This is a genomic window from Desulfurivibrio dismutans, from assembly GCF_029210385.1.
GTDB lineage: Bacteria > Desulfobacterota > Desulfobulbia > Desulfobulbales > Desulfurivibrionaceae > Desulfurivibrio > Desulfurivibrio dismutans.
The window spans coordinates 349,947-363,384 of the sequence record NZ_JARGDQ010000002.1; the positions used below are offsets into that span (position 1 = coordinate 349,947).

Consider the following 13,438-nt stretch of genomic DNA (forward strand, 5'->3'; position numbering starts at 1 on the left):
TGACTTATGGATTTTCTGCTGATCAACCAAGGGTTCCCGATTCTGAGCGCCCTGGTATTTTTACCGCTGCTGGGGGCGCTGGTGATGCTGGCCATGCCCGGTGACAATGCCTGCCGAAACTGGTCCCTGATCATCACGGTGGTCACGGCCCTGGTCAGTCTGCCGCTCTTTTTCATGTTCGACACTTCCACCCACCTTTATCAGTTTGGTGAACACCGCAGTTGGATCGCCGCCTGGAACATCAACTACACCCTGGGAATCGACGGCATCAGTCTGCTGCTGGTGCTGATGACCACCCTGATCATGCCGTTGTGCGTGCTGGGCTCCTGGCGCTATATCACCACCCGGGTCAAGGAGTTCATGTTTTGCCTGTTGCTGATGGAAACCGCCATGCTGGGCGTTTTCATGGCCCTTGATTTCGTGCTTTTTTACATCTTCTGGGAAGCGATGCTGATTCCCATGTACCTGCTGATCGCCGTCTGGGGCGGGCCCCGCAAGATGTACGCCTCCATCAAATTTTTTCTGTACACCCTGGCCGGTTCGGTGCTGCTGCTGGTGGCCATCATCGCCCTTTTTCTCACCTCAGAGCCCCAGACCTTCAGCATTCCGATACTGATGGAGCAGCACTTCTCGACCACCTTCCAAATCTGGGTCTTCCTGGCCTTTTTTCTGGCCTTTGCCATCAAGGTGCCGATGTTTCCCTTCCACACCTGGTTGCCGGCCGCCCACGTGGAAGCCCCCACCGCCGGCAGCGTGATCCTGGCCTCGGTACTGCTCAAGATGGGCACCTACGGCTTCCTGCGTTTCTGCCTGCCCATCACCCCAGAGGCCACCTTTATCTTCATGCCCTATGTCCTCTGGCTGTCCATCATCGGCATTCTCTACGGCGGCTTTACCGCTTTGGCCCAGCAGGACATGAAGAAGCTGATCGCCTATTCCAGTGTCGGGCACATGGGGTTCGTTACTTTGGGGATTTTCGTGCTCAACGCCCAGGGTATTGAAGGATCGATCCTGCAGATGATCAACCACGGTATTACCACCGGGGCCCTGTTTTTCTGTGTGGGCATGCTTTATGAACGGACCCACAGCCGGGAGTTGGCGCTCAATGCCGGGGTTGGTAAGCTGATGCCGATCTATGTGGTCTTTCTGGGGTTTTTCTCGCTTTCTTCCCTGGCCTTCCCCGGTACCAACTCCTTTGTCGGCGAATTCATGATTCTGGCCGGCGGCTTTGAACGCTCAATCCTCATTGCCGCTTTTGCCATCCCCGGGGCGGTGTTAGCCGCTGCCTACATGTTCCGCCTGCTGCAGCGAGTGGTCTGGGGTGGCACCGATAACCCCAAACACACCGGATTGATCGATTTGAACACCAGGGAAATCGTGGTGCTGGCCCCCCTGCTGCTCTTTGTTTTCTGGATCGGGCTTTCTCCCGGCCCTTTCCTGGCGGTGATGGAGGTCAGCGTGGCCCACCTGCTGGAACAGGTTGGGGTGGCGGCCCAGACCGAAGGCATGGGTCTGGCCCGCCTGCTGATCCCATAAAAGAAGTAATTGTTTTAGTGGCTGTATATTGATCGTCAGCCCTGCCGGGGCTCACTTATTGGAACAGGACTGGTATGAAAATTCTTCTTTTTCTTCCCGAACTTACTCTCCTGCTGGGGGCGCTGGTGCTCTTTCAGTTGAGCGTAGCCGGAGCCGATGGTCGTAAGGCCCGCCTGACGGCGCTGCTGTTTGCCGCCGGCGCGGCGGTGTTTAGTCTGGTCTGCCTGGGCCAGCAGGGGACACTCTTTTTTGAAGCCCTGCGCATGGACTTCTTCTCCCAGCTGGTCAAGCTGATCCTGGCTTTGGGCCTGGTGGCGGTGCTGGTAATTGGGCGGGAGTTGAAAGACATCGCGGACGGGGTGCGGCCGGAATACTATCTCTTCATGCTCTGTTCGGTGGTGGGCCTGATGATGCTGGTCAGCAGCGCCGAATTGCTGACCCTGTTCATGGCTTTGGAACTATCTTCTTACTGCCTGTACCTGATGGTGCCCATGCGGGATGACCGCAAGGGGCTACGGGTACAGATGGAAGCGGCGGTGAAGTATGTGATCTTCGGGGTGTTGGCCAGTGGCATTATGCTTTTTGGCATGAGCTATCTCTTTGCCTTGAGCGGCTCCACCCACCTGCCCGAGATGGTGCCGGTGCTGGCCGCCATGCTGGACAACCCCGCCGTACTGGTGGGGATTGTGATGGTGATGGCGGGCTTTTTCTACAAGCTGGCGATCTTCCCCTTCCATTTCTGGGTGCCGGACGTCTACCAGGGCGCCTCCAACGAAACCACCACCTTTATCGCCTCCCTGCCGAAAATCGCCGCCGCCGCCATGCTGATTAAAATTTCCACGCTGGCCGCACCGGGCGCCGGCGCCGATACCCTGGTGGTGCTGTTGACCCTGCTGGCGGTACTGTCCATGTTTTACGGCAACCTTTCGGCCCTGGTGCAGACCGACATCAAGCGGATGCTGGGCTTTTCCGGCATCGCCCACGCCGGTTTTATCCTGGTGGGGGTGCTGACCCTCGATGTCATGGGTTATGCCGCCGCCCTCTATTATGCCACCGGTTACGTGGTGATGAGCCTGGCCTGTTTCCTGGTGATCTGCAATGTTTCCCGTAACGGGGAAAATGTGCAGATCGAAGACCTCAGTGGCCTCTATCAGCGGGCGCCGCTGCTGGCTCTGGTACTGGCGGTGGGGCTGTTCGCCCTGGCCGGGATTCCGCCTTTTGTCGGCTTCATGGGTAAATTCTTCCTGCTTACCAGCGCCCTGAACCAGGGGCACCTGGCCCTGGTTATCCTGGCGGCCATTAACACTGCCATCGCCATCTACTACTACCTCTCAGTGGTGCGGGTGGTTTATACCGCCGAGCCGGAATCACGACCGGCCATCGGGCTGAATATTCCCACCCGGGCCCTGGGGATTGTCCTGGTGCTGATTATCATCGCCCTGGGGGTGCTGCCCGGTTCCGCCCTGGATACAGCGGCCATGGCCGTCCGTTCACTGGGGTGAAATACGCTCGGCAACCACGGTTTGCTTCTGGTTGTTGATGGGCCTGGGTATATTTGCATCTCAGCATTCCGGCCACTCCGATCGCCCTTTTGGGCGGTGGAGTGGCCGGTTTTTTCTTTAGTCGAAGAACAAAACGGGTTACTATAACTCACCGCAACGTGCTGGCCGGTAAGACCAATTCTTAAGTTGGGACACAGGCCCGGCCGGTAGCGTGTCATGTGGCGATGCCGACATCTATCAGTTTTTAAAACGTTTTCTGGCTGCCTTGGGAGGGTTGTGTGCGGTGAGTGAAATTAAAAGTACCATGGAGAAGGTGATGGAGCGGTTGGCGGCCATGGACGCCAAAGATAAGGGCGCTGGTGCCGCTGGCGGGAGCCTGGCCGAAGAAGAGCTGGTTCGGGAAGGAATGCGGCGGGCCGCCGCCTATCTGAAAGGAGAGCAAGTTGCTCTGGTCACCGAACTGGAAGCCGCTCCGGCTGAGAAGCAGGCGGCCTTGCGCCGCGGCATGTTTAAGACCCTGGCCCGTAACATCGTGCTGCCCCGCGATGAGGAGCAGCTGGGGCCGGCGGAACGGGCCATGACCGGTATGCTCGACTTGGCCGGCGGCAGCGGCGAGTTGACGAGCTTTCTGGGCGAGTTGAAAAAAGTCCTGGAGCAGTATCTGAGCCACCAGCAGCAGTTGCGCCAGCAGCTCAGTGAACAGTTCGCCCAAGAGATGGCCCGGCTGGAGGGCCAAGTTGCTGGTCAGACCGGGATGCAGCCCACGATGCGGCCAGAGCAGCACCCCAAATTTCAGGAGGAGTGGCTGCGGGTGCAGGATGAATTGAACAGTCAGTACGGTCGGGCCCTGGAACAGTACAAAAAGCAGATTCAGCAGTTTCTGGGCGCCTGAGAAAATTTTATTTATTTATCCTTAGAGAGGTGGGGCCATGGAAGTGGAGATCCTGCTGGACGTGGATGAAGTCAAACCCGAAGACCTGCCCCAGGTGGAAGAGCGTTTTCGTCAGTGGTACAACGATGGCAGTGAGGCCCGTTACGGGCGGCACAAGTTTGAGTACCTGCAGATGATGGACAAACCCCACCGCTACCAGGTTGACTTTGGTCAGGCCGACCCCACCAAAGCCCTGCAGCAGCTGCACGGTAAATTGTTTCGCTACGGAGTCAAAGTCTTTGTTCACTTTCTGCATTAAGTCGCTGCCCCATGAATGTAACCGCTGAGCGTCTGGCCCGCCTTCGGCGGCGTCTGCAGCGGCGCAGACTGGATGTCCTGCTGGTAACCCAGCCGGAAAACCGCCGTTACCTCAGCGGTTACACCGCCTCCGACCACGGGATCAACGAAAGTTCCGGAGTGTTACTGATTCCCGCCCAGGGGCGCCCTTTTCTGCTCACCGACGACCGCTATCGGCTGCAGGCGGAAGAAGAAGCGCCGGACTTTGAGGTGCGGGTTTATCCCCGTGGGCTGTTTCCACTCCTGCGCCGCCTTTTTAACACCCTTAAGCCCCGCCGGCTGGCCTTTGAAAGTCATTATCTGCTGCATTCGGTGTTCGGCCAACTGGTCCAACTGGCGGCGGAAAAGGGGGTTGACCTGGAGCCGGTCACCGACCTGGTGGAGCAGCAGCGTCTGGTGAAAAGCGCCCCGGAGCTGGAGCTGATCGAGGAGGCGGTGCGGCTCAACGAAGAGGTCTTCGCCCAGGTCTTCGGACATTTGCGTCCCGGGATCAGCGAACAGGAGACGGCCTGGCTGATCGAGGACACCATGCGCCGGCTGGGCGCCCAGGGGCCCAGCTTTCCCACCATCGTCGCCGCCGGGCCCAATGGGGCCAAACCCCACGCGGTACCCACCGGGCGGCAACTGGCGGCCGGTGAGCCGGTAATCATCGACATGGGCCTGAAGATCGACGGTTATTGCTCGGACATGACCCGTACCGTGGTGCTGGGCCGGCCCGAGGGGCGTCTCCTTTCCCTGCTGCGCCTGGTGCGCCAGGCCCAGTTGGCTGGTCAGCAGGCCCTGCGGGCCGGGGTCAGCGGTCGCTATGTTGATCAGGTAGCCCGCCGGGTCATTGCCGGGGCGGGATATGGCGATTATTTCGGCCACAGCCTGGGCCATGGGGTGGGACTCAACGTCCATGAGGGCCCCACTTTGAGCTACCGTAACCGGAAAAAACTGCGTTCCGGCATGGTGGTTACCATCGAACCCGGGGTTTACCTGCCCGGCTGGGGTGGGGTGCGGCTGGAAAATATGGCGGTGGTCACCGCCGATGGTTGTCGCGTACTGAATCAGGATACCACTTTTCTCGATGTCTAACCCCTTCTCAATTCTGCAGACTTCCAGTCAGTGTGCCGCCCGGCGGGGTGAGTTGCGAACCTTGCATGGTACCGTGCAGACTCCGGTGTTTATGCCGGTGGGCACCCAGGCCACGGTCAAGGGGGTGACCCCGGAGCAGGTGCGGGAGCTGGGGGCCGAGATTATTTTGGGAAACACCTATCATCTCTACCTGCGGCCCGGCCATGAGTTGATCAAAAAGTTTGGCGGCCTGCACCGCTTTATGAACTGGCCCGGCCCCATCCTCACCGATTCCGGCGGGTTTCAGATCTTCTCCCTGCAGCAGTTGGCCAAAATCACCGAGGAGGGGGCGGCTTTCAAGTCCCACCTCGACGGCTCGGCCCTCTTCCTCAGCCCGGAGTCGGCGGTGGCGGTGCAGGAGGCCCTGGGGGCCGATATTATGATGTGTCTTGATACCTGCATCCCCTATCCCGCCGACTATCGCCAGGCCAAAGAGGCCACCGATCTTACCGGCCGCTGGGCGGCCCGCTGCCGGGCGGTCCAGGGAAAGAGCGGCCAGTTGTTGTTCGGCATTATCCAGGGTGGGATGTATGCCGATTTGCGTCGGCAGTCCCTTGAAACCCTGCGGGAGATCGGGTTCGACGGCTACGCCATCGGTGGCTTGAGTGTCGGTGAGCCGGAGGAGCTGATGTATGAAATCTGCGAGGCCACCGCCGCCGAGATGCCCGCTGACCAGGCCCGTTACCTGATGGGGGTGGGCACTCCCCGCAACCTGGTGGAGGCGGTTTATCGCGGGGTCGATATGTTCGACTGCGTGATGCCCACCCGCAATGCCAGAAACGGAATGCTCTTTACTTCCCGGGGGAGGCTTGTTATAAAAAACGCTCGTTATCGTGATGACCCCCGGCCGCCGGATGAAGAGTGCGGCTGTTACACCTGCCGCCATTACTCCCGAGCCTACCTGCGCCATCTGTTCCAGGCCCGGGAGATCATGGCCTCGGTGCTGATGACCATCCATAACCTGAGTTACTACACCGGGCTGATGGCCACCATGCGGCGGGGCATCGAAGAAGATCGTTTTCTGGAGTTTTACCGCAACTTTAACGCCCGCCAGGCCGAAGGCACGGCGGCGGATGTATAAACCGGAAACCAGCAACCAGCACAATCACAAGTAACCTTGCAGCGGTGCTGCTGCCAGGTTGTAACTACACTGGAGGATGTCTTATGGTAAGCGTAGCTCACGCGGCGGAAGCGGCTCCGGCGGCCGGCGGATTCGGCGCCTTTATTCCCCTGATTCTGATTTTTGTGATTTTTTATTTTCTGCTTATCCGCCCCCAGCAGAAAAAGGCCAAGGAGCATCAGCAGTTTCTCTCGGCTCTGAAGATCGGTGATGAGGTAATCACCAGCGGCGGCATTCAAGGTACCGTTACCGGCCTGTCCGATAACGTGGTAACCGTGGAGATCGCCGATAAGGTGCGGGTCAAGGTGGCCCGGCCCTATATCATGGGCGCGGTCAGCCAGGATCTGGGCATGGCCAAACCCGCCGGCGGCTGATAAAACGGCGGCGATTGTAGTTACAATCGTTTTATCGGGCAAAAAAGGCCCGGCGGTGGTCATCCCTGGCTGCCGCCGGGCCTTTTTATTGGTTGATAACGTTCGTCGGCGGTTACCGTTACCGTTGAACGGTTTTTGCTGACTGTTACAGATCGCGGTGCAGTGGGGAGGCATGGGCCGGCCACCGGTGGCGAAATATGTTTTCCGCCTGGTCGCCTTGGAACACCAGGGCTCCATAACTGTGATAATGGGGCAGCCGGCGGATTACCCCGGCCAACATGGCCGGCCGGTCCAGGGCGATCCAGCCGATGGTGCCATCGGGGTTGTCGGGGTGGGGCAGGGCCAGGGCAAAGGCGTGGCCGATCCGGGAAAATGCCTGTTCGTCCACCTGCAGCGCGCCGGGAGCCGTGGCTGCTGCCGGTTCTCTGCCGACTTCCAGCAGTTCGGCCCCAAACTGGGCCAGGGCTCGGCCCGTTTCGGGCTGAAAGCGGTTTTCCCAGCCCAGGATGATGCTTTCCCGGGTCGGTGGCAGTTCCTCCAACTCATGGTCCAGCACTATCTCCACGCCGGCGGAGCCGAAACTGCCCAGAGCCCGCGCCAGTTCCCGGTAGGTCGGCAACAGTGGCTGCTCGCGGCCGGGCAGGATTACCAGCAGATCTTCTTCGGCCCCGAACAAACGGGAGAAAACGGCGGGGATCTCCCGTTGGTCCAGCCGGCGGAACAGGTCGAAGTCCGGGTCCAGGGCCAGGTGCCGTGGCCGCTGGGCAAAATCGGCTCGCCAGTCGACCCGGCGGTCGGTCAAAGGGACCAGGAAACGTCGAGGTTCCTTTTCGTTTTCCAGGGTTACCGCCACCGGCAGTTGTAAGCGGTAGGGAGGGTCCGACTGCCTTTGCCCGAAGGTGGCCGCCAGCCGCCAGCCTTGATCGTGTTCTTCCACCTGCACGGCTTCCATCACCAGTTCCGGCGCCCCCGGGCGTTCCAGCCACTGCCGGAAAAAAACATTCAGGTCTTGCTCCGTGGTCTGTTCGAAACGGTGCTGCAGATCATCAAAAGAGGCCACCTGGAAAAGGTATTGCCGGTAAAAATCGGCCAAAGCGGTCTGAAACAGCTCATGGCCCAACTTCTGTTCCAGCATGTGAAAGAACATCAACCCCTTGCCGTAGCCCACCGCCTCGCCGGCCGGGCTGTGGCGGGCGGTGAACCGGCGCAGGGGGAAATCCCGCCCGCCGGCGGCGTAATCGGCGTATTTCTGCAGCACCCTCAGGCGGTATTCCATCCCCCGGCCTTGCCGGGCCATCAGCAGGTGATCGGCCAGATGGGCGGTCAGTCCTTCACTCCAGTTGCCGCGGGCATAATCGGTAAAGACCCCGTTGCCCCACCAGTTGTGCAGTATTTCATGGGGATAGGAGGTGCGCAGAATAAAGGGCAGGTGGATCACCCGGGAGCCCAGCAGGGTGAAAGAGGGCATACCGAAGCCCGATTCCCAGGCGTTTTCCACCATGGCAAATTTGGCATAGGGGTAAGGGCCGATCATTTGGCTGTAAAGCTGCAGATATTCAGTGGTGGCGTCCAGGTAGCGGCGGGCCAGTTCCGGGTCGGGTTGCCGCAGGAAAACCTGCCGGGCTACCCCGTCGGACTCTTCTTCGTAGACGCTGTAGCGGTCGGCCACCAGAAACACCCCTTGCTGGGGGTTGAGTTCCTCCCAAACCGTTTCGTTGTCCGTCACCTCGGGCCGTGGCTGATGGCGCCGGCCCTGGCTCACCGCCGTCCAGCCGGCCGGCAGAACCGCTCGCAGCCGGAAACTGACAACATGAGCGCCCGTCGGCCGAGGGTACCAGAAGGTGCCGGGGGTCAGATAAATTCCGTCTGGATCAATGCGCCCGGCGGTGTGGCGTACCCCGCGGGCGTACTCCTGGCCGGCAAAGCCCAAGGGGTGGTGGATTTCGCCGTCATACAGCAGGACAAAGGTGTCAAGATCCGGCGGCAGGTTAATGGTGAACCGCTCCGGCCGGTGTGCTGCGGTTTGGCCGCGCTCACTTCCTGGGTCGGGGGAGTTACGGGGGGTAAGTTCAACTTCCGGATGCTCGGCGACGGGGTTGAGGCCGGGGTGGAGGGCCAGGTCAAACTGCCGCGGGTAATCGGGGGGCAGGGTGATGGCCACCCGGGCCTGCAGGCGATGGCGGTCCGGTTCCAGCGTTGCCAGGATTTCGTAATGCAGCCGGTTCGGGTCGTCGGTGGCCGGCGATCCGCCTGGGGCGGGGCCGGCAAGTAACAGCAGCGTCAAGGTGCATACCAGAGCAACAAAGGAGCGGGGCCGATTCATTTTACTTTCCTCCGATGCTTTGGCGCAACAGGCCGTGGCGGGGGTAGTTGCCGGGGTGGTCCAGGGTGAGGCGCAGCAGGCTGTTGGGGTTGGCCCGTGCCACTTCCCGCCCTTGCTGGTCGTGGATGGCGGTGATCCGGCAGGTAATGTTATTGAGGCGTCGGTCGAGAAATTCGATGCTGTCTCCCTGCTGGAAAGGGTTGCGGGCCTCCACTAGGGGGGTTGCCCCGCCTTCGCGGACAATCCCCGCCGGGGCCCAGTGGGGGTTAACGGTGGTGCCGTCGTAAAGCATCTCGGTGGTGGCCGGGGAGTGGTCGAAAAAATTTTCGCTCTGGCCCCGGCCGCCGATCTTCATTAACTCCTCGGCAAAGACTGGCGGCAAGGGAGTGTGCAGGCCCTGCTGCCGCCAGAAATCCAGGGCCGCCCGGTAGAGGCGGACCACCGTGCCCACATAAAAAAGGCTTTTCATTCGTCCCTCGATCTTAAGAGCGTCGGCCCCGGCACCGATCAACTCCGGCAGCCGAAAAAGCAGGCAGAGGTCTTTGGCGTTGAAGATATAACTGCCCCGCTCGTCCTCTTCGATGGGGAAAAGCTGCCCCGGCCGCTTTTCTTCGATCAGCCGGTAGCGGTAGCGACAGGGGTGGGCGCAGTCGCCCCGGTTGGCGTCCCGGCCGGTGAGATAAAGGCTTAAAAAGCAGCGGCCGGAGTAGGAGATGCACAGCGCCCCGTGGACGAAGATCTCCAACTCGGCGGCCACCCTTTGCCGCAGGCCCTTGATTTCCGCCAGGGAAAGTTCCCGCGCCGGGTTGATCCGGCTGACCCCGCAGGCCTCCCAGAAGGCGGCGCTTTCCGGGTTGGTGACGTTGGCCTGGGTGCTCAGGTGCACCGGCAACTCCGGCACCACCCGGCGGGCCACCGCCAGGATGCCGGGGTCGGCGATGATCAACCCGTCCACCGCCGTTTCCCGCAAAAAGATCAGGTACTCTTCCAGGCCGGTAAAGTCCTGCTGGTGGGCAAAGATGTTGACCGTTACGTATACCTTGACGCCGCGGTCATGGGCCATGGCGGTGGCCGTCCGCAACTCATCATCGCTGAAATTGCCGGCATGAGCCCGCAGGCCGAAGCGGCGTCCGCCCAGGTAAACGGCATCGGCCCCGTAGTGGATCGCCACCTGCAGCTTTTCCAGGTTGCCCGCCGGGGCCAGCAGTTCCGGCATGCGGGGCAGATGTTGTTCCGGTGATCGGGTGGGCAGCATTTTTTGCCTTCGGAGATTGATTCTGGTAGAGTAGCGGCCATGTTGTCGGACCAACCGTCTTTATACCAGAAACGGATCGCCGTTGCCATGAGCGGTGGGGTGGACAGCTCGGTTACCGCCGCCCTGTTGCTTCAGGCCGGGGCCGAGGTGGAGGGGGTCTTCATGCGGTTGGCCCAGCCGGGGATTGATGATCACCAGCGGCGGGTGGAGGGGGTGGCGGCCCACCTGGGCATTCCCCTGACCGTGCTGGACTTGAGCGAATCCTTTGCGCAAAAAGTTTTGCAGCCCTTTGTCGCGGCCTACCTGGCCGGGGTGACCCCCAACCCCTGTGTGTTCTGCAACCGGCAGATCAAGTTCGGCCTGTTGCTGGAGGCCATGCTTGCCCGCCGGGCCGATTTTCTGGCCACCGGTCACTATGTTCGTCTCACTCCGGCGCCGCCGGGGATTGCCGGTGCCGCCGGAGCGACTGATGCCGACGATCTGGCCCTGCGCCGGGGGGGCGATCCCCGCAAGGATCAGTCCTACTTTCTTTGTCGGCTAAAAAGGGAGGTGCTGCCCCGCATCCTCTTCCCCCTGGGGGAGAAGCGCAAGACCGAGGTTTATGAAATGGCCGCCGGCTTGGGCCTGAGCGGTCGCCACGGCCCGGAGAGTCAGGATGTCTGTTTCCTGGGAGGGCAGTCGGTGGCCGATTTCCTGACCGCTTATGTTGAACGGGCCGAGGCGGAGCAAAACGGGCCGGTCGTGGCCGCCGAAGGGCTGATCGTCACCGTCGAAGGCCGGCAAGTGGGACGCCACCGGGGAGTTTTTCGCTACACCATCGGCCAGCGCCGGGGCCTGGGGATTCCCGACGCCACCCCCTATTACGTGGTGGCCCTGGACGTAAAAGCCAACCGGGTGGTGGTGGGTAAACCCGAAGACCTGCTGCGGCGGCAAATCCGCCTGGCCGATCTCAACTGGCTCATTGATCCGCCGCGGTTGCCCGGCCGTTTTACCGTGCAGTTGCGACATCGTCACCGCCCGGCCCCGGCCCTGGTGGAAGCGGCCGCCGACGGTACCATCACCCTCACCTTCGACCAGCCCCAAAGGGCTCCGGCCCCCGGCCAGTACGCCGCCCTCTACCACGACGACCAACTCCTGGCCGGCGGCGAGATTTTACCTCTACTTTCTTTGTCGGCTTAAAAGAGGGGTGTTGGGTGTAAGGTGGCGGACCGCGTCCATCAGGTGGTGCAGAACGCGCACGATCAGGATGTCGCCCGCATTTTCCCGGCGATAAAAGATCAAATGACTTTGGTGGGGAAACTTTCGGTAGCCCGGCCGGATTTCCTCGATCTCCCGCCCCATCTCGGGATTTTTTGCCAATAATTCAAGGCAGCCGTGCAGGGAGGCAAGATACTTGCCGGTCTGCGCCGAGCCGAATTCGACCAGCGAATTTTCGGCGATTTTTTCGATATCAGCCGCCGCCGCCCGAGAGAGTTTATACATCCGGCCCGCTTCCGGATTTGACTTTTTGCCAGATATCCAGCACCGAATTTTCGGCAACACCACTCTCCTCGCCGGCCGCCAAAGCCTGACGCAAGGCATTAACCTTGGCCTGATATTCTTGATCCTGCCGGACCAGAGAGCGGACATAGTCGCTGACATTACTGTAATGCCCGGTGCCGATTTGATTTTCTATCCACTGTTTCATGGGAGCCGGGAGGGAAACATTCATCGTCGCCATGGTCATCACCTCTTTTTGCGATAACCATGCCCCTGATGGCAAACTTTGTCAAATATTTTCTGCGCGGAGATTAATAAAACGTGGGAAAACGTGGTCTGTGGCCGATTCGCTACTACGGCTGGTACTCGAACCGGGGCCGGGGGGAACGGGTGAACCGCCTGGCCGATGCCGCCGCTACCACCACCGGCCAGTCACCGCCTCCGGCTGCGGTGGAAGTGCTGGAAGTGTCCGACTACCACCCCCGCAAGATTCCGTCCCCGACCTGGCGGGAGTGCATCAAGAAGGTCTGGGAGATCGATCCGCTCACCTGCCCTAAATGCGGCGGGGAGATGAAGATCATCAGCTTCATCTCCGAGGCGGCGATCATCCGGCGGATTCTGGAGCACCTGGGATTATGGACGACCAAGAAGCCAAAGCCAGCCGCGCCCCCGCCAGCCCTTGACCGTGAAAGGCGATATGAACCGTTCGACGATGGCTGGTCTCAGTATGAAGAGCATGATGAGCCGTCTTTTTTGGGGGTGGAATTTTTCGTCGACATGCCAGTCGGCAGCCGTTATTGACAAAAGCATCGGCTTTTGAGGGGCAATTTGCGCGGGGTATTCTCTGATGCCCCGTTTTTTTGCCAGGGTCGAGAAAAGCAACTTCACTATCACCCTCACCTCACCCTCACCTATCACCTCACCGGACAGAGCAAATAAATTGACCGGCTCGCACTTCCTGCTTGATCAATTTGGCCTCTCCCTGCCGTTGTACTTATACTATCGTAACTGTCCAGCAGCACCCCATCTTGCGACGATCAGGTCGGCTTGAGTACCATATGTACACTACGCCGACCTGCTTACCGCAATATGGGGCACTGCTGGACAGTTACCACAGGCATGAGCTGGATAGTTACAGGCTATCTCCCTTTTTTTGCAATGCGTTTTTTCTATGGGTGAGCCAGGAGCTTATCACTATTTCCTATTTGCCATATTGGCTATACCTAAACTATATTGCCCTCCTTTGCATGAGCATGACAGCTCTATGCTTCGAGGCACCCTGAAATCAGGGTTAACATGACAACCTAAGAAGCAGAGAATAACAGAATGAACTTACTGAAAAAAGTAACCTTTTGCTCCACCCCAAAAACCGTAAGCAACTGTCATTGCCGACCACCTAAAGAAAAAGTCGCGAAGTTGGCGTTCACGGGACTTGCCCTCGCGCTCACTCTGGTTCTTTCATTCAGCGTCTTTCTTGCCGAGGCCACTGCTCAGCAAAAAGATTT

The 13,438-nt window shown here is 60.0% G+C and carries 13 protein-coding genes; 9 read left to right on the forward strand and 4 right to left on the reverse strand.

Annotated features, from left to right (window positions below):
* Window positions 1-6 precede the first annotated feature (6 nt).
* The 7 genes from P0N66_RS03570 to yajC all read left to right on the forward strand — a co-directional run bounded on the left by P0N66_RS03570 (window position 7) and on the right by yajC (window position 6,876).
* Window positions 7-1,536: an NADH-quinone oxidoreductase subunit M gene (locus tag P0N66_RS03570; RefSeq protein WP_275802618.1), complete on the forward strand. Its 1,530-nt coding sequence runs from the start codon at window positions 7-9 to the stop codon at window positions 1,534-1,536.
* Between the two features lie 74 nt (window positions 1,537-1,610).
* On the forward strand, window positions 1,611-3,038 hold the full coding sequence (locus tag P0N66_RS03575; protein ID WP_275802619.1) for an NADH-quinone oxidoreductase subunit N: 1,428 nt from the start codon (window positions 1,611-1,613) through the stop codon (window positions 3,036-3,038).
* A gap of 283 nt (window positions 3,039-3,321) precedes the next feature.
* Entirely contained in the window at window positions 3,322-3,930 is a 609-nt protein-coding gene (locus tag P0N66_RS03580; protein WP_275802620.1) for a DUF6657 family protein, read from the forward strand.
* Window positions 3,931-3,967: 37 nt separating this feature from the next.
* Window positions 3,968-4,228, forward strand: coding sequence for a hypothetical protein (locus tag P0N66_RS03585; protein ID WP_275802621.1), 261 nt, complete (start codon window positions 3,968-3,970; stop codon window positions 4,226-4,228).
* 11 nt (window positions 4,229-4,239) lie between these two features.
* Window positions 4,240-5,343, forward strand: coding sequence for a M24 family metallopeptidase (locus tag P0N66_RS03590; RefSeq protein WP_275802622.1), 1,104 nt, complete (start codon window positions 4,240-4,242; stop codon window positions 5,341-5,343).
* On the forward strand, window positions 5,336-6,463 hold the full coding sequence (gene tgt / locus P0N66_RS03595) for a tRNA guanosine(34) transglycosylase Tgt (protein ID WP_275802623.1): 1,128 nt from the start codon (window positions 5,336-5,338) through the stop codon (window positions 6,461-6,463). Before P0N66_RS03590 ends, tgt begins: the two co-directional genes overlap by 8 nt.
* An 83-nt stretch (window positions 6,464-6,546) precedes the next feature.
* A complete protein-coding gene (yajC, locus tag P0N66_RS03600; protein ID WP_275802624.1) occupies window positions 6,547-6,876 on the forward strand; it encodes a preprotein translocase subunit YajC in 330 nt (109 codons plus the stop codon).
* A 145-nt stretch (window positions 6,877-7,021) separates the two neighbouring features.
* Here yajC and P0N66_RS03605 read toward each other — a convergent pair whose 3' ends face one another.
* Window positions 7,022-9,199 carry a M1 family metallopeptidase gene (locus P0N66_RS03605; RefSeq protein WP_275802625.1) on the reverse strand — a complete coding sequence of 726 codons (2,178 nt, stop codon included), beginning with the start codon at window positions 9,197-9,199 and terminating at the stop codon, window positions 7,022-7,024.
* A gap of 1 nt (window position 9,200) precedes the next feature.
* A complete protein-coding gene (locus tag P0N66_RS03610; RefSeq protein ID WP_275802626.1) occupies window positions 9,201-10,454 on the reverse strand; it encodes a peptidase U32 family protein in 1,254 nt (417 codons plus the stop codon).
* A 39-nt stretch (window positions 10,455-10,493) separates the two neighbouring features.
* Between P0N66_RS03610 and mnmA the strand changes: the two genes are divergently transcribed.
* Window positions 10,494-11,633, forward strand: a complete 1,140-nt coding sequence (mnmA, locus tag P0N66_RS03615; protein WP_275802627.1) for a tRNA 2-thiouridine(34) synthase MnmA — start codon at window positions 10,494-10,496, stop codon at window positions 11,631-11,633.
* On the opposite strand, the gene P0N66_RS03620 is transcribed toward mnmA, so the two are convergent.
* On the reverse strand, window positions 11,613-11,936 hold the full coding sequence (locus P0N66_RS03620; protein WP_275802628.1) for a type II toxin-antitoxin system RelE/ParE family toxin: 324 nt from the start codon (window positions 11,934-11,936) through the stop codon (window positions 11,613-11,615). The two genes, mnmA and P0N66_RS03620, sit on opposite strands and share 21 nt — an antisense overlap.
* Window positions 11,929-12,174: a type II toxin-antitoxin system ParD family antitoxin gene (locus P0N66_RS03625; protein WP_275802629.1), complete on the reverse strand. Its 246-nt coding sequence runs from the start codon at window positions 12,172-12,174 to the stop codon at window positions 11,929-11,931. Before P0N66_RS03625 ends, P0N66_RS03620 begins: the two co-directional genes overlap by 8 nt.
* Window positions 12,175-12,254: 80 nt before the next feature.
* On the opposite strand from P0N66_RS03625, the gene P0N66_RS03630 reads away from it, so the two are divergent.
* Window positions 12,255-12,734 carry a hypothetical protein gene (locus tag P0N66_RS03630; protein WP_275802630.1) on the forward strand — a complete coding sequence of 160 codons (480 nt, stop codon included), beginning with the start codon at window positions 12,255-12,257 and terminating at the stop codon, window positions 12,732-12,734.
* Window positions 12,735-13,438 lie beyond the last annotated feature (704 nt).